18 protein-coding genes are annotated in these 20,431 nt (G+C 67.1%); 6 read left to right on the forward strand and 12 right to left on the reverse strand.

What is annotated here, in order from left to right:
* Positions 1–36: 36 nt before the first annotated feature.
* From ispF to SRU_RS08775, 12 genes are all read right to left on the reverse strand, one after another.
* Positions 37–510, reverse strand: coding sequence for a 2-C-methyl-D-erythritol 2,4-cyclodiphosphate synthase (ispF, locus tag SRU_RS08720; protein WP_011404396.1), 474 nt, complete (start codon positions 508–510; stop codon positions 37–39).
* Positions 511–538: 28 nt separating this feature from the next.
* Complete coding sequence (ispD, locus tag SRU_RS08725; RefSeq protein ID WP_112904119.1) at positions 539–1,291, reverse strand: 2-C-methyl-D-erythritol 4-phosphate cytidylyltransferase; 753 nt, start codon at positions 1,289–1,291, stop codon at positions 539–541.
* Between the two features lie 53 nt (positions 1,292–1,344).
* Positions 1,345–2,394 carry a tRNA preQ1(34) S-adenosylmethionine ribosyltransferase-isomerase QueA gene (queA, locus tag SRU_RS08730; protein WP_011404398.1) on the reverse strand — a complete coding sequence of 350 codons (1,050 nt, stop codon included), beginning with the start codon at positions 2,392–2,394 and terminating at the stop codon, positions 1,345–1,347.
* Positions 2,395–2,559: 165 nt separating this feature from the next.
* On the reverse strand, positions 2,560–3,516 hold the full coding sequence (locus SRU_RS08735; protein WP_011404399.1) for an ABC transporter substrate-binding protein: 957 nt from the start codon (positions 3,514–3,516) through the stop codon (positions 2,560–2,562).
* A 65-nt stretch (positions 3,517–3,581) separates the two neighbouring features.
* Complete coding sequence (locus tag SRU_RS08740; protein ID WP_164923593.1) at positions 3,582–5,294, reverse strand: amidase; 1,713 nt, start codon at positions 5,292–5,294, stop codon at positions 3,582–3,584.
* Positions 5,295–5,867: 573 nt separating this feature from the next.
* Positions 5,868–6,470 carry a hypothetical protein gene (locus tag SRU_RS08745; RefSeq protein WP_011404401.1) on the reverse strand — a complete coding sequence of 201 codons (603 nt, stop codon included), beginning with the start codon at positions 6,468–6,470 and terminating at the stop codon, positions 5,868–5,870.
* Positions 6,471–6,518: 48 nt separating this feature from the next.
* The gene (locus tag SRU_RS08750; protein ID WP_011404402.1) at positions 6,519–7,772 is read right to left on the reverse strand and encodes an inorganic phosphate transporter; all 1,254 of its coding nucleotides are present in this window, start codon (positions 7,770–7,772) and stop codon (positions 6,519–6,521) included.
* Positions 7,773–8,023: 251 nt separating this feature from the next.
* Positions 8,024–9,625 (reverse strand): peptide chain release factor 3, encoded by a 1,602-nt coding sequence (locus tag SRU_RS08755; RefSeq protein WP_011404403.1) that lies wholly within the window; start codon positions 9,623–9,625, stop codon positions 8,024–8,026.
* A gap of 216 nt (positions 9,626–9,841) precedes the next feature.
* Positions 9,842–10,285 carry a hypothetical protein gene (locus tag SRU_RS08760; protein ID WP_112904123.1) on the reverse strand — a complete coding sequence of 148 codons (444 nt, stop codon included), beginning with the start codon at positions 10,283–10,285 and terminating at the stop codon, positions 9,842–9,844.
* Between the two features lie 73 nt (positions 10,286–10,358).
* Complete coding sequence (locus tag SRU_RS08765; RefSeq protein ID WP_011404404.1) at positions 10,359–11,633, reverse strand: MgtC/SapB family protein; 1,275 nt, start codon at positions 11,631–11,633, stop codon at positions 10,359–10,361.
* A 53-nt stretch (positions 11,634–11,686) separates the two neighbouring features.
* Complete coding sequence (locus SRU_RS08770; RefSeq protein ID WP_011404405.1) at positions 11,687–12,532, reverse strand: YdcF family protein; 846 nt, start codon at positions 12,530–12,532, stop codon at positions 11,687–11,689.
* Positions 12,533–12,914: 382 nt separating this feature from the next.
* Positions 12,915–14,153: a thioredoxin domain-containing protein gene (locus SRU_RS08775; protein WP_011404406.1), complete on the reverse strand. Its 1,239-nt coding sequence runs from the start codon at positions 14,151–14,153 to the stop codon at positions 12,915–12,917.
* Between the two features lie 360 nt (positions 14,154–14,513).
* Between SRU_RS08775 and trpE the strand changes: the two genes are divergently transcribed.
* The 6 genes from trpE (at position 14,514) to trpC (ending at position 20,373) form a co-directional block, all read left to right on the forward strand.
* Positions 14,514–16,022, forward strand: a complete 1,509-nt coding sequence (trpE, locus tag SRU_RS08780) for an anthranilate synthase component I (RefSeq protein ID WP_043552379.1) — start codon at positions 14,514–14,516, stop codon at positions 16,020–16,022.
* 108 nt (positions 16,023–16,130) lie between these two features.
* Positions 16,131–16,610 carry a hypothetical protein gene (locus SRU_RS08785; protein WP_011404408.1) on the forward strand — a complete coding sequence of 160 codons (480 nt, stop codon included), beginning with the start codon at positions 16,131–16,133 and terminating at the stop codon, positions 16,608–16,610.
* A gap of 49 nt (positions 16,611–16,659) precedes the next feature.
* On the forward strand, positions 16,660–17,694 hold the full coding sequence (trpS, locus tag SRU_RS08790; protein WP_011404409.1) for a tryptophan--tRNA ligase: 1,035 nt from the start codon (positions 16,660–16,662) through the stop codon (positions 17,692–17,694).
* Between the two features lie 123 nt (positions 17,695–17,817).
* The gene (locus SRU_RS08795) at positions 17,818–18,420 is read left to right on the forward strand and encodes an anthranilate synthase component II (protein ID WP_011404410.1); all 603 of its coding nucleotides are present in this window, start codon (positions 17,818–17,820) and stop codon (positions 18,418–18,420) included.
* Between the two features lie 45 nt (positions 18,421–18,465).
* Positions 18,466–19,500 carry an anthranilate phosphoribosyltransferase gene (gene trpD, locus SRU_RS08800; protein ID WP_011404411.1) on the forward strand — a complete coding sequence of 345 codons (1,035 nt, stop codon included), beginning with the start codon at positions 18,466–18,468 and terminating at the stop codon, positions 19,498–19,500.
* Positions 19,501–19,560: 60 nt separating this feature from the next.
* Positions 19,561–20,373: an indole-3-glycerol phosphate synthase TrpC gene (gene trpC / locus SRU_RS08805; RefSeq protein ID WP_011404412.1), complete on the forward strand. Its 813-nt coding sequence runs from the start codon at positions 19,561–19,563 to the stop codon at positions 20,371–20,373.
* Positions 20,374–20,431 lie beyond the last annotated feature (58 nt).

The raw sequence follows: 20,431 nt of genomic DNA on the forward strand, positions 1-20,431 counted from the left end.
TCGAACTGGGGCCAAGTCGGGGACAAAACCCTCTCGTCACGCGGATTGAATCGTGCAGGCCGCCTGTGCCGCCACCCCCTCCTCCCGTCCCACGAATCCAATTCCTTCCGTCGTGGTCGCCTTTACGGACACTGCGTCGCGCGGAAAAGAAAGCGCACGTGCAATGTTGGTCCGCATCTCGTCGACGTGGGGGCGCAGCTTGGGGCGCTCCAGCAGCACGGTCGCGTCGACATTGTGGGGGGCATAACCGGCGTGCTGAACCCTCTCCACGACCCGTCGGAGCAGGGCCTGACTGTCGGCGTCCTTCCATTTGGCGTCGGTATCGGGAAAGTGGGCCCCGAGGTCCCCGAGCGCGGCGGCCCCGAGCAGGGCATCGGCCACCGCGTGCAGGAGGACATCCGCGTCCGAATGGCCCGCGAGGCCCCGGTCGTGCGGCACCTGTACGCCGCCCAGGATCAGAGGCCGCCCCTCGACCAGGCGGTGCACGTCGTACCCAAAACCAATGCGCATGGGATGTTCTCAGCTACGGAAAGCAACACTACGACGACGCCGACGATGACAGGTCAAACCGTTCGGGGGCGTCTCTCCATGTCGGCCACAGCGCCTGGGCGAGCGCCCAGTCGTCCGGCGTCGTGATTTTGAAGTTGCGCCGGCTCCCCGGCACCGGAGCCACGTCGTGGTCCAGGTGCTGCACGAGGGCCACGTCGTCGGTCGCCGCCAGGTCTTCGGCCGATGCGCGACGATGCGCGTGCTCGAGCCACTCGCGGCGGAAGCCCTGGGGCGTCTGCATCCGGTAGAGGCCGTCCCGCGAGACCGTCTCCCCCAGCCTGTCGGCGTCGCCCCGGCGGAGCGTGTCGGCCACGGGGACGACCAGCGACGCCGCCCCGCCGGTGCGGACGGCCTGGACGACGGCCTGCACCTGCGCCGCCGCGACGAAGGGGCGGGCCGCATCGTGCACCAGCACCGTGTTCACGGGGTCGGGCACCGCTCGGAGGGCGTGTTGCACGGAGGACTGCCGATCGGCGCCGCCCCCCACGACGGCCGTCAGCACGCTGAGGCCCTCCGCCTGCAAACGGTCGGTGACATCGGTCACGCGGGACTCGGGGGCCGCCACCACGGCGTGGCCCACGGCCGGGTGTCGTTCAAACGAGAGAAGGACCTGCACCAGTACCGGGTGCTCGCCGAGGGCCCGGAACTGCTTGGGCCGTCCCCCCAGCCGGCGCCCTCCTCCGGCCGCCGGAATGAGGACGGCCACTTCGTCCGAGCGGGCACGAGCATCAGCATCATCCATGCGAATCCGGGGCCGCGTGCAACGGGCAGTGGGCACTTCAGGCTTCCGGACGGCTACTTGATGAAGATCGCGTCCCCAAACGCGAAGAGCCGGTACTCCTCCTCGAAGGCCTCCTCGTAGGCCTCAAACAGGAAGTCGTACCCCGCAAACGCCGCCCCCATCATCATGAGCATGCTCTCGGGGCGGTGAAAGTTCGTAATCATCCGCTCCACGATTTTAAACTCGTACTCCGGGTACACAAAGAGGTCCGTCCAGCTATGGTCCGGCTTCACCGTCTCATCGGCCGAGAGGCTCGACTCGAGGGCCCGCGCGACGGTCGTGCCGCAGGCCGTGACGGTATTCTCGTCGGACGCCAGGGCGCGGTTGACGGCCTCGGCGGTCTCCTCCGGGATGTCGTACTCCTCCGAATCCGTCCGGTGCTTGGAGAGGTCCTCCACGTCCACCGGCTTGGACTTGCCCCGCCCGATGTGGAGGGTAATGGGGACCACGTGGACGCCCTTCTCCTTCAGGCGCTCCAGCACGTCCTCGGTAAAATGAAGGGTCGACTTCGGAGCGGCCACGGCCCCACGATTCTCGGCGAAGATGGTCTGGTACCGGTCTCGGTCCTCCTCTTCCACCTCGCGATCGATGTAGGGCGGCAGCGGGGTCTCCCCGATGTCCCGGATTTTCTGGTACAGCGCCTCGTTCACGTCGTCGAACGAAAAGCGGATTGTTCGGCCGCGTGAGGTGGTGTTGTCGATGACCTCCGCGATCAGGTCGTCGTCGAAGTAGAGCTTGTTGCCGATGCGAATTTTCCGGGCCGGGTCGACCACCACGTCCCAGAGCCGGCTTTCCGGGTTCAGCTCGCGAAGGAGAAAAACCTGGATGTCGGCGCCGGTCTTTTTCTTTTGGCCGTAGAGGCGCGCCGGATAGACTTTCGTGTCGTTCACGACGAGCACGTCCCCCTCCGAGAAGTACTCAGGAAGGTCGTGGAAGTGCTTGTCGTGGTTGATGTCGTGGGACTCCCGATCCAGCACCATCATCCGGGAGGAGTCGGGGGGGTCGGCCGGATATTCTGCGACGAGTTCTTCGGGGACGTCGTAGCTGAATTCCGAGCGTTTCATATACGGTCGTCAGTCGGGCAACGGGTGAGTTGAACAGACGCGGGGGCCCACGGGCGATGGTCGCAGGCGAGCCACGGCAGGTGTGATTTGCGTGCCGACCCTACTACACTCTCCTTCGGGCCGAGTTGATCCCGCTCCACGCGGGCTTTTTATGCGGGCGTGGGGTTATGCGGGTGTGGGGTCGGACGCGTGCAGCCACTGACGCTCCCAGGCCGCAATGGGCGGCTCCGGGCGGAGGGCCTCGGGATGGAGCACCGAGGCGAGCACCTCAATGGCGCGGTAGAGGCGCGGGCCCGGGCGGTTGAAATACGCATTGCCGTCGAGCAGGGCGACACGCTGGTCCTCGACCGCAGACAGGGCGTCCCAACCGGGCCGGTTGGTCAGGTAGTGCAGGTCGCGCCGCGTCTCGTCGATGGTGAAGCCGCAGGGCATCAGGGCCAGGGCGTCCGGGTCCGCCGCTCGAAGCTCGTCCCACTCGATCGGCGCGGTGGGTGTCCCGGCGGTGCCGATGAGGGGACGCCCCCCCGCCATCTCCACCACGTCGGGCATCCAGTGCCCCGCCACCATGAGCGGCTCCAGCCACTCGACACAGGCCACGGAGGGAAGCGATTGCGGGTTGGTGGAGCGGTCCACCCCAATCTGGTCGCGAAGGACCCGAAGGCCCGTTTCAAGATTGGCAATGACCTCCATGGCTGTATCGAGGGCCTCCATAGCACGGGCAAGGCGGAGCGCCTCGTCGAGCACCTCCTTGAGCGTCTGCGGCTGCATCGAGACAACCTCGGGGCGTTTGCCGGCCCACTCCCCAAGCTGCACCTCCAGCTCCGGCAGGCTCACCGCACAGACTTCACACTGGTCCTGCGTCACGATCAGGTCGGGCTCCAGCGCCCGCAATCGCTCCAGGTCCACGTCGTAGAGACTGAGCCCGTCCTGCAGTTGCCCCTGCACCGCGTCGTCGATGGCGGCGGAGTCGCCGTCCGACGCGTAGGTCGGGGCCGTCACGGCGGGCACGTCCTGCACCTGCTCCGGGTACTCGCATTCGTGGGAGCGCCCGACGAGCTGGTCCTCCCCTCCGAAGACGCAGATCCACTCGGTGGCGGCCGGCAGTAGCGAGACGATGCGCATGGCGGGGCGTGGGAACTGTGCGAGAAAGTGCGCGGCAACTGGGGCCTCGGGGCGCCCCTGGTCGTCTACTGGATCGGCGGGCGGCGGCGGTGGATGTCGGTCGCCTGCTGCACGGCGTGGGCCAGCGTGAGCGCGTGCTGGTCCCTGTACAGGGGCGCCACGAAACTGATGCTGCCCGGCTGGCGGCGCGCATCCGGCCCTTCCTCCACGGGGCGCAGGGCGTTGGGAAGACACACGCACGGATGCCCCGTCAGGTTCGTGATGCCGAGGGTGCCCCCGCCGAAGCTGGGGCTCACCAGCACGTCAAGGTCTTGCATGACCGCGTGGGCCCGTTCCATGAGGTCCACCCGCAGCCGATCCATCTGGACGTGCTCCACCGCCGGGACGAAGCGGGCGGTGCGAAAGACATTCGGCCACGTGTTCTCGCCCTGCCGAACCAGCTCGTCGACGCCGTCCGTGCGGGTCAGCTCGTCGAACGCCGCGGCGGCCTCCACGTCGAGCGTATTCAGGAGCGCCCCCACCGGGACGTCGACGTCCCACGACACCGGCTCCAGGTCCACGCCGAGCCCACGCAGGACATCGAGCGTCTTCTGGTCGGCGGACTGGTTGTCGTAGTCCCCCTCGAAGGCCTCCTGCAGGTATCCCACCCGCAAGGAGACGGCGGAGCGTTCCGCGTCGAACGGAAACGGCACGTCCACCGAGGCGGGATCTTTCGGGTCGGCCCCGCGGATCGCGTCGTAGACGTGTGCGCAGTCGAGCGCCGAACGGGCGATGGGGCCGAGCTTGTCCATGGTCCACGAGAGCGCCATGGCCCCGCCCCGCCCCACCGCTCCGAAGGTTGGGCGGTGGCCCGTCACGCCGCATCGGGTGGACGGCGAGACGATGGAGCCAAGCGTCTCGGACCCAATGGCGAAGGGCACGCAGCCCGCCGACACCGCCGCGGCCGGCCCCGCCGACGAGCCGCTGGAGCCCTGGTCGAGGTTCCAGGGGTTTTTGGTGGTGGCGTCGTACCAGACATCCCCCCAGGCCAGGGCGCCCAGCGACAGCTTGGCCACGAGGACGGCCCCGGCGTCGTCGAGCCGCTCGATGACAGTTGCCGTCTCGTCGATTGTCTGGGTCTTGTACGGCTCTGCCCCCCATGTTGTCTTCGTGCCCTGCACGGCCAGCAGGTCCTTGGCCCCGTACGGCACGCCGTGCAGGGGACCGCGCCACGTGCCCGCGTCCAGCTCGTCGTCGGCCCGGCGGGCCGCCGCCAGGGCCCGCTCTTCGGTGTACGAAATGACCGCGTGCAGCCGGTCGTCGTACCGACGCAGGCGCTGCAGGGCCAGCTCGGTCAGCTCCACACTGGTCACCTTGCGGGCACGGAGCAGGTGGGCCAGTTCCGAGATGGAGGCGAAGGCCAGCTCCTCATTGGAAGAAGGTCGGTCGATCGGAGGAAGGGGGACCTCCGCCCCGTCGGCCGACGGCGGGACCTCCGGAAGTTCCGCCCCGCCGCGGCGCGGGTCGAAGGTCGTCGCCGGGGCTCGTGCGTTGGGCAGGTCCTGTGCCCGCATCGCCTCGTACTGCTCGAGGTTCTCATTCAGGTTCTCAACCAGCAGCTCCCGCTCCTCGCCGGTGAGGGAGAGCCCGGCAATCGATTCCGCGGCCGCCACGTGTTCGGTCGTGATGGGGGCATCGTCCTCCTGCTCGGCCACCTGCGCGTACAGGGCACCGGGAAAAAGGCCGCTCAGCCCGACCGCCGTGCAGGCGTCCAAAAACTGGCGTCGATCGATAGACATGGCGTGTCTGAAGCAGATGACAGATCGTGAACGGGATTCACCCAACCAGCCCATCCTCTCAGCGGGCAGGCCACCCATACGGTAACCACCCGCAGGTCGAATCTCCATCCGCAGCGGGAACAAGATACAAGCCTTTCATCACTTTTCTCTCATCCACCCGTCACGTAAACGGGAAAGCAGACAGACGACAGCACGAGCGCCGGTGACGGGCCCATGATCCGGATTGAGGTGTACGGCGACGGGGCCTATCGGTCCAAGCGGCCGCCGGCCTCGTCGATCACCGTCCGTGGCTCGGCCTCCCCAGTCTCGGCCCCCGGAGGGTCCTGGTCCTCCCGTCAGCGCGTCCTGCAGTCCTGCGGAACGTCTTTCCCCGTTTCTCCTCGGGGGGAGCCGCAGACGGCATCCTCAAGCGCAGTGGACTGGGAAGCCAGCCGGTCCCACCCACCATTCAGTTCTGGACGAGAGGCCCGGCCCACTGCGTCGATTTGGGACCGCCCCCACGTCCCAAAAAGAAAAGCCCCTGGGCCTGGCGCGACGGTGCCCGCAACGAGATCGCCCTGGTGCGTCCCGTCCCTACGCCCCGGACGAGGCGCCGTCACCCCGCCCAGGCGCCGACGAAGTCTCCCCTGCGGCCGCGTCGTCCTTCTCGGGCTCAGACGTTCGGTCGCCCCGGTTTTGCTTGACGTGCTCGGGCACGCGCTCCCCCACTTGTTGGAGACGCTCCTCCATCTCCTCCCCCACTCGCTGCTTGATTTCATCGGTCATCTCTTCGGCCACCTGCTTCTCAACCTCCGCGGTGACCTCTTCGGGGACCGCGTCCTCGGCCTCCTCGGCCACGGCGCCCTCAACCTTCTCGGCCACCGCTTCTTCCACCTCGTCCGGCATGGTGTCCTTGATCTCTTCGGCCACGGCCTCCTCCACTTCGCCCGGCATCGTGTCTTCGATCTCGTCGGCCACCACCTCTTCGGCCTCGGCCGCCACCTCCTCGTGCAGGATGCGCTCGTAGACGCTCATGTTCTCCCACACGCGCAGGAAATAGCCCAGCACGAGGCCGCTCTGGAAGGCCGCCACCAGCGGATTCATCCCGACGAACAGCAGGTAGCCGAACCCCACGGCAAACCCGAGGCCGTAGATCAGGTCAATGTAAAACTGCGTTTGGCGCCCACGTAGCTGCATGTGATGCTCGCGCGTTTGGTTGCAATTTTTCGGATAGGCGTCGAGGGCTCATCCCCCTACAGGGAGCAGCCAGAAGGTGAGGTACGACCCGCCCGTCGCCAGCAGGGGCACCACGTTCTGCATCAGCACGACCCGCACGCTCGTCCCGGGGTCGAAGAGGTCCGACCGGACCGGGGCGGTGCGCCGCGACGCCCCCTGTGGCGCGGACTGCGAGCGCACGGTCCCGACCGTCGCGTCGTCCCCGCGCGCCAGGGCCCCCACCGACACCTGGGGGGATACGTCTCCGCGCACGGCCTCGGCCACCGATACGGCCTGGGTGGAGCGCCCCCACCCGAGGCCGATGATGCAGAGGGTGGCGACCACGACGAAGCTCGCCGGGATGCCGAGGGCCGACAGCGCGATGATGATGAGCGAGCTGAGGAGCGCCACCACGATCGCGGCCGTCAGCGGCAGGTCGGTGATGTCATTGCCGAGCGTCTCCATGGTCCGGCGGGCAATCGTGAGGGCCCCCACCGCCACGGCCCCACACCCGATGAGGATGCCGGGGTTCATGGCCAGGGCGCCGCTTCCCACCAGCGGCGCGATGGCGTTGGCAATGTTGCTGGTGCCCGAGCTAAACGCCATCAAAAACCCGATGCTCACCAGCACGGCCGTGCCCACCGCCTCGCGCCACGACGTGTTGGGCCCAAGGGCCGGCCACAGCTTCGGGCTGATGCGCTCCATCCGCACGACGGGGGACTCGCGGAGACGGACCACAGGCCACCTCCCCAGCTCTACACGCTCGAACGCCAGCAGCGGGCCGTCACTCTGCTCGATGGCGACGCGCCGGTCGAGCGCCTCGTACCCGTAGCGCCCCACCATGACGGCGAGCCAAAAGCCAATGATGGGGGACAGGATCCACCAGGCGAGAATTTCTCCCACGACGGCAAAGTTGAGCTCCCCGCTCGCAAGGCCGAGGCCAATGATGGCCCCCACCGCCGTCATCGACGTGGATGCCGGGGCCCCCGAAAGGTTGCCCACGAGCAGCGCCCCGCCAATGAAGAACAGCACGATGATGCTGGCTTCGAGCGTGAAGACGGACGGGTCGTGGACCAGCTCCGTGCCCAGCGTGTCCACGACGCGACGCCCAATCGTGTAGGCCCCGCCGAAGAAGGCCACCGCCATGAGCGCCCCCGCGGTGGTCTTCGATAGGACGTTCGCCCCCACCGCCGGCCCGAAGGCCGGCCCGGTCGTCGCGCCGCCGATGTTGAACGCGACGAAGCACGCAATGATGACGCCACCGATGAGAAACGGATCGCCCACCGTCAAGAGTCAGAACGTGGTGCTGTAGGGTCTCAGAGGCGTACTAAAACAAACTGGTTTTCCGGGAAGATCCCCCTTCCGAAGCCCCTCCGCGGGCGTAAAATGCCGTCTGCGTTGGATCTGGGGCAGCAGGCCGTCGCCACCAGATGAAGCCCTTCCCGGACGAAGCCGTCTCCGGGGCACGCGCACCGAGCCACGACGCAAGGCACTCGCGAGGACGACCCACCGGGGCCGGCATGTCCCCAATAAGACTAGCTGCGCTCCTCTTCCGCCGTGTGCTGCTTCGTGGAGTTGAAGCTGATGCGGGGCCAATTTTCCATCGTGCGCTCCAGCCGAAAGTCACTGAGCGCGAGGTACGCCAGGTCCCCGCCGGCGTCGCGGAAGAGACTGTCCATGTTTTCGGCCTCGAAGTCCTCCAGGTCCTCCGCCGGTCCGTCGATCCAGCGGCAGCAAGCATAGCGCACGCCCGTGAGGTGGGCGTCCACATTGTATTCGTCCTCCAGCCGGTCCAGGGTCACGTCGAACTGCAGCTCGCCGACGGCCCCGAGGATGTAATCGTTGCCGCGGAGCGGACGGAACGCCTGTATGGTGCCCTCCTCGCTCAGCTGCTGCAGGCCCTTGCTTAGGTGTTTCGACCGGAACGGGTCGTCGAGGCGCACCTTGCGGAAGTGCTCCGGCGCAAAGCTGGGCACCCCGGTAAAGTGAAGGGGCTCGGCCGTCGAAAAGCTGTCCCCAATCTTGACGCGCCCGTGGCTCATGATGCCGATGATGTCGCCCGGGTAGGCCGTGTCCACCCCCTCCCGGTCCTGCGCCATGAACGTGGTGGCGTTATTGAGGCGCATCGTCTGCCCGGTGCGGTGGTGGATCACCTCCATGCCCTTCTCGAATTTCCCGGAGCAGACGCGCACAAACGCCATGCGGTCGTGGTGCTTCGGGTCCATGTTCGCCTGGATCTTGAAGGCGACGCCCGTGAAGTCGTCCTCGTAGGGCGAGACGTCCCGGGTCACCGTGGGACGGGGTTGGGGCGGCGGGGCGATCTCGACGAAGGTGTCGAACATGTCGCCCACCCCAAAGTTGCTGAGCGCACTGCCGAAGAAGACCGGCGTCTGTTTGCCGCCGAGGTAGGCCTGCAGGTCCAGCTCGTCGCCCGCCTCGCGGACCAGCTCCACGTCGAACCGAAGGTCGTCGGCCTGATCGCCGAGCACCTCGTCGAGCTGGGGATCGTCCAGGTCATCAATCGGCAGGCGCTCGTGCTCCCCGTCCATATCGGCGTGGGAGAAGAGGTGCAGTTCGTCCCGGTACAGGTTGTAGGTGCCGCGGAAGCGGTTGCCCATCCCGATGGGCCAGGAGAGCGGCACGGTGTCCAGATCGAGCGTGTCCTCGATGTCCTCCAGGATGTCGAGCGGCGGCAGGCCGTGCCGGTCCATCTTGTTGACGAAGGTGATGATGGGGGTGTCCTGCATCCGGCACACCTCCATCAGCTTCTCCGTCTGCTGCTCCACGCCGCTCGCGTTGTCGAGCACCATGATCACGCTGTCGGCCGCAGTCAGGACGCGGTATGTATCCTCCGAAAAGTCGCGGTGGCCCGGGGTATCGAGCAGATTCAGCTCGTAGCCCCGGTAGGGGAATTTCATCACCGAGGAGGTGACGCTGATGCCCCGCTCCTTCTCCATCGTCATCCAGTCGCTCATCGCAAAGCGGTCGGCCTTGCGGGCCTTGATCTCACCCGCCTCGTGGATGGCGCCCCCCTTCAGGAGGAGTTTCTCGGTGAGGGTCGTCTTGCCCGCGTCCGGGTGGCTGATAATGGCGAACGTCCGGCGCTTTTCGATCTCGTCCTTGAGGACTGGATCCACGTCATTCGTCGGGGCGGTGGCCTCCTCCGGCGACAGGGCATCGGTGGTGCTCACGGCAGGGGAACGGTGGGTTTTCAGAACGACAACGTGTAAATCGCGGACAGGAAAGCATCCACCATACCGTTACGAGGCGGACATCAGACGGTTTTGGGCGCCTTCGGCCCCGAGACAGTCTCCAAGAAGCATTCACCCTGCCGGCCTCGCAGGTATAGATAATCAGTCCGGGGGGGACGGCCGGAGCTGAGCCACGGACAGGCCCCGGAGCCCGATCTCCCCCAGGCTCCGATCGTCCTCCCGGAACGGCACCCAGAAGAGGCCGGCGGCGTCCCCGGTCTTCATCGCGCCGGGATTCAGGCGGCCCCGGACCGCAGTCGTGGTGTCCGCCGCGGGCGCCCGAAAGACGAGCGTAAATTCGTACCGCACGGGCACCTCGTTCTCGTTGATGAGACGCAGCACGATCCCGTCGTGCTCGTCGTTGGCGTCCGGATAGTAGATGTAGGAAATCCGAAGCCCCTTCTTCTCGATGATTGGCGTCCAGGCGTCTGCGTGCCAGGCCGCGCTCGTGTCGCCGGCCACGCCCCCCTTCTGCGCCCACCCCGCCGACACGGGCAGGAGCCCCAGAACCAACACCCCGATGATGTAGCGATGAGAGACCTGCATGGCCAATGACTTCCGGTTGTACCGCCGTTGCACTGCGCACGGGCCCCGACCGTCCCGTTGCCTCCTCTCAGCTTCAAATGAAGAGCAGGGCCACGCCGGACGCCCCGACGATGAGGAGGAGGCCCGGCACCACCGCCCGCCGCAAGCCCGACGTGCCGGTGAGCGCCACGATGCCGCCCTTGAGCACCGTATTGGCGGCCGCCGCAATCACGATGGCCCGGGTGGCAGGCACCGCCCCTACGTCCCCACTTTCGTGGAGACGAGCCATCGAGAGGGTGATGGCGTCCACGTCCGCCAGCCCCGCCACGACACTCGACAGGTACACGCCGGCGTCGCCAAAGTAGGTTTGGGCCCCGTTCGACACAACGAGAATGACAGCGTACAGCACCCCAAATGTGACTGCCGGACCGAGGCGAAACGGATTTTTAACGGTCTGGGGTTCGTCGTGCTTCTCGACCGGCTGCACGCCGTACAGGTACCCGCAGTAGGCGAGGATCACGACGAAAACCCCCAGAATGGGCGCCCAGACGGTCAGGAGCAGGGGCGGGTTGATGACCGCCACCTCCACGATGACCCGCACAAACATGATGGCCCAGGCCAGGAGCACGGCCAGCGCGAAGGGCCGGTCCAGCCCCGCCGAGTCTCGGCTCCGCTCCGCGACGCTCAGCGTGACGGCCGTGCTCGACGCGAGGCCCCCGAGAATCCCGGTCAGTCCCACGCCGCGACGCGGGCCCACAACCTTGATGAGCACGTACCCCAGGAAGCTGATCCCAGAAATCAGCACGACCATGAGCCAGACGTTGTACGGGACCAGCACGTCGAACGGCGACGGGCCGTAGCCCTGCTGCGGCAGCAGGGGCAGCACAATAACCGTGATGACGGCAAACTTGAGGGTCGCGATCACGTCCTCCTGATTGAGCGTGCGGGCGAGGGCGTGGGTTTGCACCTTCAGCGACAGGAGCACCGCCGTCCCAACCCCGAGGGCCGCCGCCAGGCGGAGGTCCCCCCAGTAGCAGAGCCCCCCGGTGAAGAAGACCACCAGCGCCGCCATCTCGGTGGTGAGGCCGGTGTCCCGCGCTCGGGCCTGCAGGAAATGCCCGACGGCAAGCAACACTCCCACTGCAATAACGGTTACTGCGAACGGCCACGCACTCTCGAGTTCGGTGGCGCTCAGGGCCGACGCCGCCCCCAGGAGCGCAATGATGGGAAAGGTTCGCGCGCCGGCAATCAGTTCCCCCTCCCCGTCCGCCCGGTCGCGGTACGCGTACTCGCGCTGCAGCCCCATGAAGAGCCCAAGGACGAGGGCCACCCCAAAGCGGTAGAACAACGTCAGCGTGTCAGACGGCATGGTGCGGTGCCCAGTCGGAAGGAGGCATCGTCGAGGAGGCCGCCCGCACGCCATCAACGGACGGGGGCCGAGGCAGAGGGTGAACAGCGGGCCGTCGCATCTCTCGCGTTCGGGGATCCGGCGGGCCCGTCGATCCAGCCGCGCCAGTCGTATACGAGATACCCTACATATTCACGGATGGCGGCGGTGGATCCGGCGAGGGCCCCGGCGTCGGGGAGCACGTCGAGCACGGTGTAATTTCGGTCGCCCACCTGAACGTCCGTCGGCGCCGGCACGGCCTTTATGCCCGCACTCCGAAAGACCGCGAGGGCCCGGGGCATGTGCAGGGCGGAGGTCACCAGGAGCACACAGTTGAGCCCCCGCCGATCCAGTAGCTCTGCCGTTCGCGTGGCGTTTTCGTACGTGTTTGCGCTTTTCGACTCGAGGAGGATGGCGTCACCCGGAACCCCCCAATCCTGTAGGAGCACGTTCGTGGCGGGCGCCTCCCGGGCGTCCGGGCGCTTCCAGGGCTGGGTGCCCCCACTGGCGATGACGAGGGGCACCTTGCCGGCGTGGTAGAGGCGCGCCGCGTGCCACACCCGGTCGGCAGCGTCATTCAGGTCCGGGTGGATGCGAGGGGGGCGAGGCGGACTCACGCCGCCGCCAAGCACCACGGCCGCCTCCGCCGACGGCAGGGAATCGACACGCGTCGGTGGGTGCTGCCCTTCCAGACGCCCTCGCAACCAATCCGACACGAGCGGTGCCGAAGCCACCCACAAGACCAGCACGCCCCCGACCAACAACGCCATCCCGCTTCGCCTCCACCAGTTCCCCACCACGATCCCTGTGCCCACGAGCAGCATGCCGAGGGACAGGGGGTGAACGAAGAGGCTTAGAAGTTTGGTGACGAAGAGCGACACGGAGAGGTGGCGTCTACGGGAGGGGCCAGTGTTCCTCTACGTCCACCGGACGCGGGCCGGCCGTGGGGGCGGGCAGACCGCGGAGAAATGTCCCCATGACTCGGCGCCCCAACGGTCGAGTAGCGGGCCATCCGCCGCGTAGATTCTGTTGCGCCAGGCCCCGCTCAACGTCGTCCCGAACTCCCTTCCGCACGACCGGCGCCGGAAGGGGTTCGTTGTTGGGAAACCTGCTGTCGTGTTGGGAAACGTGCTGTCGTCGGCAAACCAGTGGGCCTGTACAGTGGGGGCCGGAGTGCGTCGACGAGAGCATCGGGAATGCTCACGCCCGAGGCGGTCCGTGTGGGCGTCGCGGTCGCGGCCGCCCCCATCCGAGTGAGGCCCCTCATCCGGACGCCGTGCCGCCGAGGGTTCCGGATTTGGCCTGTTCGATGAAGGTGTTCAGGCACTTCTGGGTGCGAGACTCTACGAAGTGCCCATTGATCAGCACCGTCGGGGTGCTGTCAACCCCAACCTTCACGGCCCGCTTTCGCTGCTGAAGGACCTGATCCCGATATTCGTTCTGCTCCACCCGTTCGCTCAGCACGCTGGGGTCGAGGTCAATCTCTTCCGCGATGGCCCGGAGGTCCTGCATCCCAATGCCGCCTGGTCCCTGACGCGCGTACTGCGCCTCCAGCATCTCGTTAAACTTGTCGGACTGGGCCGCCACGTACAGGGCCTGGATCTCCGGCAGCGACGAGCGACGGAGCGGGAACGGCTTGTAGACAAACCGCACCTCGTCGCGGTGGGCCTCCACCACCTGCTTCATGACCTGGTGAAAGTCTTTGCAGTGGGGACAGTTTGGATCAAAGTACTCGATGACCGTCACCCCGGCTTCGTTGCTGCCCGCAGTGATGTCCTGAAAGCCGACGAGTGAGGCCCCCTGGTCCTGCAACGGCGTCTTCGAGTCGTCGAGCTCGCACTGGGCCGGGGCGGCCGACTCAGACGCGGAGCGGGGCTGCGGGGCCGCTGCACTCGTCTCGTCGAAGTAGACAAGATCCATCCCGACGAGGACGGCCGCGGCGGCGGCGCAGTAGACGAAGAGGGCGACCTGCCGTTTTACGAGTCGAGACGACATGGAATCAGGAGGGGATGTTGGTGAGGAAGCAAGCAGGGCAACCTGTCCTGCAAACAGGAGGGTCGTGATCAGGGCCGATCCCAAACACAGAAGGCACAGGGTCCCCAGGGGACCGATCTGGAGATACGTGAGGTACGCCGAGTACGCAATCCCGCCCGTGAGCAGACCGATTCGGGCCCCGTGGATCCACGCTCGCACCTTCGGCACCACCCAGAAGACGGCGACGGTGAGCACGCCGACCATTCCATAAAACCCGAGCCCCCAAGTTGTGTTGGGCACCCCCAGGAGTTTGCTTCCCGCCCCGGCGGTCACCGCCGCGCAGTCGAAGATGGACGAACCGCCCCCGAGCGCGGAGCCCCCGAGGCATCCATTCTCGAAGGTCCTGGCCTGCTGGATCAAGAGGTGCACGACGTCGAGAACCCCCAACAGGGAAAGCCCAAACACCACAGCCTCCAGGCGCGGACGGTATCCCCGCAGCCGTTCGCGAAGAGTCTGCACCAGAGGCATGGCCGCTTGGATTGGGGTCGGGATTGAGGCTCCGTAGAACCAAAACCTGAGCCAACTGCAGGTTCCTCCCTCCCCGCGCAACGGATCCTGGCCGGGCAGGGCCTCCGCCTTCCTCCGCAGATCCTCCAATTGAATTTCAAACCGTTCCCGTTGCGAATGATGATTCTGGGTGGTACCCTACAGTTGTATGATTGACAAAAGCGGCATCACATCCTTCGGCTGGTGGCTCTGGCGGCCTTCTCTACGGGTCGAGAGCCCTATGCGTGCCTGATTGCTGTGCACTGCCCCTCGTACTGAATGGCTCTGGACCCGCTGCCAATTGGTAGCGGGTTTTTGTTTTGCCCCTTGTCTTCTCCACACATGACCTACGACGACTTTCGCACACGTGTCGAGACTGCCCGGGCCAACGGCCTGTCCCGTCTCGTGGTGCCCGTACACGCCCGTCGGAGTGCCGATCTCCTCACCCCGGTCTCGGCGTACCTCGCCCTCCGGGAGGACTCTCCATTCAGCTTTCTCTTCGAGAGCGTGGAAGGGGGGGAAAAGTTGGCCCGCTACTCCTTTCTGGGGCGCGACCCGTACCGCATTCTAACGGGCCAGGCGTTTGGGGCCACGGTCGAGGTGGACGAGCGCCGCACGCCCTCGCCGGAGGCCGGCCTGCCCACCCCCACCGGCTCCATCTTCGACGTGCTGGATGCGTACCTGGACCGATACGAGGAGGTCGAACTGCCGGACCTGCCCCGGCTGAGGGGCGGGGCCGTGGGCTACCTCGGATACGACGCCGTGCGTCTCGTGGAGGACCTCCCGGACGCCCCCCCGGACGACCTCGGCCTCCCCGACGCGGTGTGGTGCTTCTACGACACCGTCGCCGCCTTCGACCACGTCCGCCACCAGCTCGTGCTGATGGCAAACGTGTTCGTCGACGAGGAGACCGACCTGCGCGCCGCGTTCGAACACGCCCAGGCCCGCCTCGCCGACCTGGAGGCGGACCTCAAGCGCTCCTCCGATCCCCCAGCCCCCGTCGAGTGGACGCAGGCGGAGCTCACGTCCAACATCGAGCAGCCTGCCTTCGAGGACGCCGTCCGGACGGCCAAGGATCACATCCAGAAGGGCGACATCTTTCAAGTCGTCCTGTCGCAGCGCTTCGCGACCGCCTTCGAGGGGGACCGCTTCAACCTGTACCGCGCCCTGCGCCAGGTCAACCCCTCGCCCTACCTCTTTTACCTCGACCTCGACGACCTCGCGCTCGTGGGCTCGTCGCCGGAGGTGCTGGTGCGGGCCGAGGACGGCACGGCCGAGGTGCTGCCGATCGCAGGCACGCGGCCGCGGGGTGAGGACGAGGAGGAAGACGAGGCCCTCGCCGAGGAGCTGCTCGACGACACCAAGGAGCGCGCCGAGCACTTGATGCTCGTCGACCTGGGCCGCAACGACCTGGGCCGCGTCTGCCAGTACGCCACCGTGGAGGTGGACCGGTACGCCTACGTCGAACGGTACTCCCACGTCATGCACATCGTGTCGTCGGTCAAGGGCGCGCTCGCCCCCGACCAGAGCTCCATGGATGCCCTGGCGGCCTGCTTCCCGGCCGGGACGGTCAGTGGCGCGCCCAAGGTGCGGGCGATGGAGATCATCGACGACCTGGAGCCCTCCCGGCGCGGGGTCTACGCCGGGGCCGTCGGCTACGTCGACTTCTCCGGAACCCTCGATACCTGCATCACCATCCGCACCATGGTCGTGGCCGACGAGACGGCGTACGTGCAGGCCGGTGCGGGCATCGTCGCGGACAGCGACCCTGCCCGCGAGTACGAGGAAACCCGGGACAAGGCCGCCGCCCTCCGGCAGGCCCTTCGGGTAGCCTCGGAGGGGCTGCTGTAACCGCGTGGCCACGCCCCACCGGTCGCCCCTCGCACCGCCCCGCCCGCAAACTTCCCCCCCGGACGACGGTACCAACCAAGCTCTGTCTTCCAATCCTTCTTCCCGGTTATGCCGAACCCCATCAAAGAGGCCCTTCTCAACCGCGGCTGGGCCGGCCAGACGCTCAGCCGGTCCGAGACGGTCGACCGCATCGACCCGCTCATCCGGCAGCACATTGAGCTGAACCACCACTACGGCGCCGCCATCCGCCACTGCGACGACGAGCGCGTCGTGGACGTGCTGGAGCGCCTTCAGAAGACCGCCCGTACCGACGTGGGCAAGCTGTCCGAGACCGTTCTGAGCTGCGGCGGCACGCCGTACAACGGCACGGACCTGTCCCCCGAGGACTTTACGCTGAAGGGGTCGCTGAGCAATCTCTTCGAGGAGCTCCGCGATCTCGAGACGGCGTTCAACGACGCCCTCGGGGAGGAGCTCGACCTCGAGCACCAGATGCGAACCCGCGGCGTGCTCCAGGCAATCCGGAGCAACAGCCAGGACCGCCTCGACGCCCTCGACGCCCTCCAACGACGCATCGGCGACGCGGCGTAGCACGCCCCCGACGCATTGTCCCTCCACGCCCTCACGCCCCCCTGCCCCGATGGAAGCCACCGACTCTGCCTCGCCCCCGGACACCGAACACCCCGCCGACCCGGTCGTGGTCTCCGGCATCCAGCCGTCCGGCCGCCTGCACCTGGGCAACTACTTTGGGGCCCTTCGTCAACACATCGATCTGCACCAGCAGCACGACGCCTACTACTTCATCGTGAACTACCACGCGATGACGACGGTGCAGGACGCGGAGCGGCTCCGCGAGCACACCTTCAACGTGGCGCTGGACTACCTTGCCCTCGGCTTCGACCCCGACGAGGCGGCCCTCTTCGTGCAGAGCGACGTGCCGGAGGTAACCGAGCTCATGTGGATTTTCTTCAACCTCCTCCCCACGAGCGCCCTCGAGAAGGGGGTGGCCTACAAGGACAAGGTGGAGGCCGGCCTTACGCCGAACGCGGGCCTCTTCAACTACCCGGTGCTCCAGGCCGCCGACATCCTCGCGTACGGCGGCTCGCTGGTGCCCGTCGGGGCGGACCAGAAACAGAACCTGGAGATCGCCCGCGACCTGGCCCGTCGCTTTAACAACCGGTTCTGCCCGGAGGACGAGCCGCTCCTCCCCGTCCCTGAGCCCCAGATTCTCGACGACGTGGCCGTGGTCCCCGGCACCGATGGGCGCAAGATGTCGAAGAGCTACGACAACACCATCGGCATTTTCGACGAGGGCGATGCGCTGGAGGAGAAGGTGATGAACATCGTGACCGACTCCACCCCCCTCGACGCCCCAAAGGACCCGGCGTCCTGCAACGTCTTCGCCCTGATCACCCTGTTTGCCGACGCGGAGACCCAGCAGGAGATCGCGGACAAGTACCGGGCCGGCGGGTACGGCTACGGGCACGCCAAGCAGGCGCTCCAAGAACTGATCGAGGAACACTTCGCCGAAGCACGGGCCCGGCGCAAGGACCTCGAACAGCGGCCGGACTACGTGCGCGACGTGCTCCGGCAGGGCGCGAAGGAGGCCCGGGCCCAGGCCGAGCCCCTCCTGGAAAAGGTGCGCGACCGGGTCGGCCTGGTCCGCACCCACTAACGGACGGTGTCGGCCCGGCCGTTGTGCCCCCTCGGTGCGCGGCCCGGGTGACGACGCGACGACTCCGGCCGTCCCCGCTCCCCGAAGACCCGTCTGACTCCCCGCCCCCATTCCGCCCCACCCATGATTCTGGTCATAGACAACTACGACTCGTTCACCTACAACCTCGTCCACCTTGCGGGCCGCGAGACGGACGACCTAGAAGTGGTCCGCAACGACGACCTTACGGTCGCGGACGTGGCAGCCCGCGACCCGGACGGCATTCTGATTTCGCCGGGCCCGGGGCATCCGTCGGAGGCCGGCATCACGGAGCCGGTCATCCGGGAGCTCGGCGCGACGACCCCCATCCTGGGCGTCTGCCTCGGGCACCAGGCCATCGGGGAGGTCTACGGCGGGTCCGTCACCCAGGCCGACGAGCTGATGCACGGCAAGACGAGCCCGGTCCTCCACGAGGGCACCCCGCTCTTTGAAGATGTCGACCCGTCGTTTGACGCAACCCGGTACCACTCCCTCGTCATCGACCCGGACACCTTCCCCCACGAGGCCCTGGAGGTGACGGCCACGACGGAGGAGCACGACACGATCATGGCCCTCCGCCACCGCACCCATCCGCTGTACGGCATCCAATTCCACCCGGAAAGCGTGATGACGCGGGCCGGGCCGACGATCATTGCCAACTGGCTCTCGATCGCACTGGACGAGCGGTCCCCCGCCCCCACATCCTAATCCATCCCAGTCCTTCCACGTCTTTCTCGAAATCCCCTTCTGCCTGTGAACACCCTGCTTCAAACCATCGCCGACGGCGATCCGCTCTCCCGCCCGGAGGCCGAGGAGGCCATGGCCACGATGATGAGCGGCTCTGCGCGGGACGAGCACATCGCCGCCCTGTTGATGGGCCTGCGCACCCGGGGCGAGACGCTGGACGAGCTGGTCGGGTTCACGAAAACCATGCGGGAGTTTGCCGTCTCGGTGGAGACCGACGACCCCCAGACCATCGACCTTTGCGGCACCGGGGGCGACGGGGCCAGCACCTTCAACATCTCCACCACCGCCTCCTTCATTGCGGCGGGCGCCGGGGCGACCGTGGCCAAGCACGGCAACCGCTCGGTCTCGTCCCAGTCCGGCTCCGCCGACGTCCTGGAGGCCCTAGGCGTACAGATCGACCTCGAAAAGGAGGGCGTGGAGCACTGCCTCCACGAGGCCGGCATCGCGTTCCTGTTCGCCCCCTTCTTCCATCCCGCCATGCGGCACGTGATGCCGGTGCGCAAGGCGCTCGGGGTCCGGACCTTCTTCAACATCCTCGGCCCCCTCTGCAACCCGGCCGGCGTCACCCGACAGATCGTGGGCGCCTTCGACACGAGCACGGCCCAGACGATGGTGCGCATCCTCGCCGAGCTCGACGCCGACCACGTCATCACACTCCACGCCGACGACGGGCTGGACGAGGTCAGCATTTCCGCCTCCACCACGCTCTTCGAGTACGACGCCTCCGACCAGAACCCGGTCCCACGGAGTCACGAGGTGGGTCCGGAGCGCCACGACCTGGATCGGGCCTCCATATCCACCCTCGAAGGCGGTACCGCTCAGCAAAACGCCTCCATCCTCCGCAACATCCTGTCCGGGGAGGACCAAGGCCCCCGCCGCGACGTCGCGCTGTTGAACGCCGCCTATGCGCTCCACGTCAGCGACCAGTACGCCGACCTCGACGCCTGCCTGGAGGCCGCCGCGGAGAGCATCGACTCGGGCGCCGCGCTCGACGCCCTCAACACCCTCGCAAGCGTGTCGAAGGAGGCCAAGTCCGAGTAAGGCGCCGGACGGCCCGCGACGGCACGCACCGCGTCCTTCCCAACACCGCCCCCACTCACCGTGAGCATCCTGGACGACATTATCGACGACACCCGCGAGCTCGTGGAGCAGCGGAAACAAGAAACCCCGACCTCGGAGCTCAAGGAGCGTCCGTTCTACGACGAGCGGGAGCCCCTCTCCCTCGCGGAGGCCCTGAAAGAGCGGGGCCTCTCGTTCATCGCGGAGGTCAAAAAGGCGTCTCCCTCCAAGGGCGTCATCCGGGACCCGTTCGATCCCGCCGCCATCGCTCAGCAGTACGCCGAGCACGACGCCGCCGCGATCAGTGTGCTTACGGAGCCGCTCCACTTTGAGGGGGCCCTGGAGCACATGGCCTGGATCCGTGCCCACGTGCCCGAGACGCCGCTGCTGCGAAAAGACTTTATCATCGACCCGTACCAGCTGGTGGAGGCGCGGGCGGTGGGGGCCGACGCGGTCCTGCTCATCGCGACGGCCCTCGACCCGGGTCAGCTCGCCGAGCTGCATGCCGCCGCCACCGAGCTCGGGCTCTCTTGCCTCGTGGAGGTGTACGAGGAGGAGGACCTCGACAAGATCGATTGGGAGCAGGTGAGCGTCCTCGGGGTGAACAACCGAGACCTCCACACCTTCGAGGTCGACCTCGACAACTCGCTCCGCATCTTCGACCAAACCCCGAAGGGGGTCGGGCGCGTGGCCGAAAGCGGGTTGAGCGACCCCGAGACGCTCGTCCGCCTCCGCAAGGCCGGCGTCAACGGCGTCCTGATCGGCGAGCACCTGATGCGTGCGGAGCATCCCGGCGAGGCGCTCTCTCGGCTGCGCGCCGAGGGCAAGAAGATCGCCGCTCAGCAGGCCGGCTAACGGCCACTGGGCGCCGGCCTCGCGACGGCTATCCCTCCATCCGCTTTCCCTAGTCACA

The sequence above is a fragment of the Salinibacter ruber DSM 13855 genome, assembly GCF_000013045.1.
GTDB lineage: Bacteria > Bacteroidota > Rhodothermia > Rhodothermales > Salinibacteraceae > Salinibacter > Salinibacter ruber.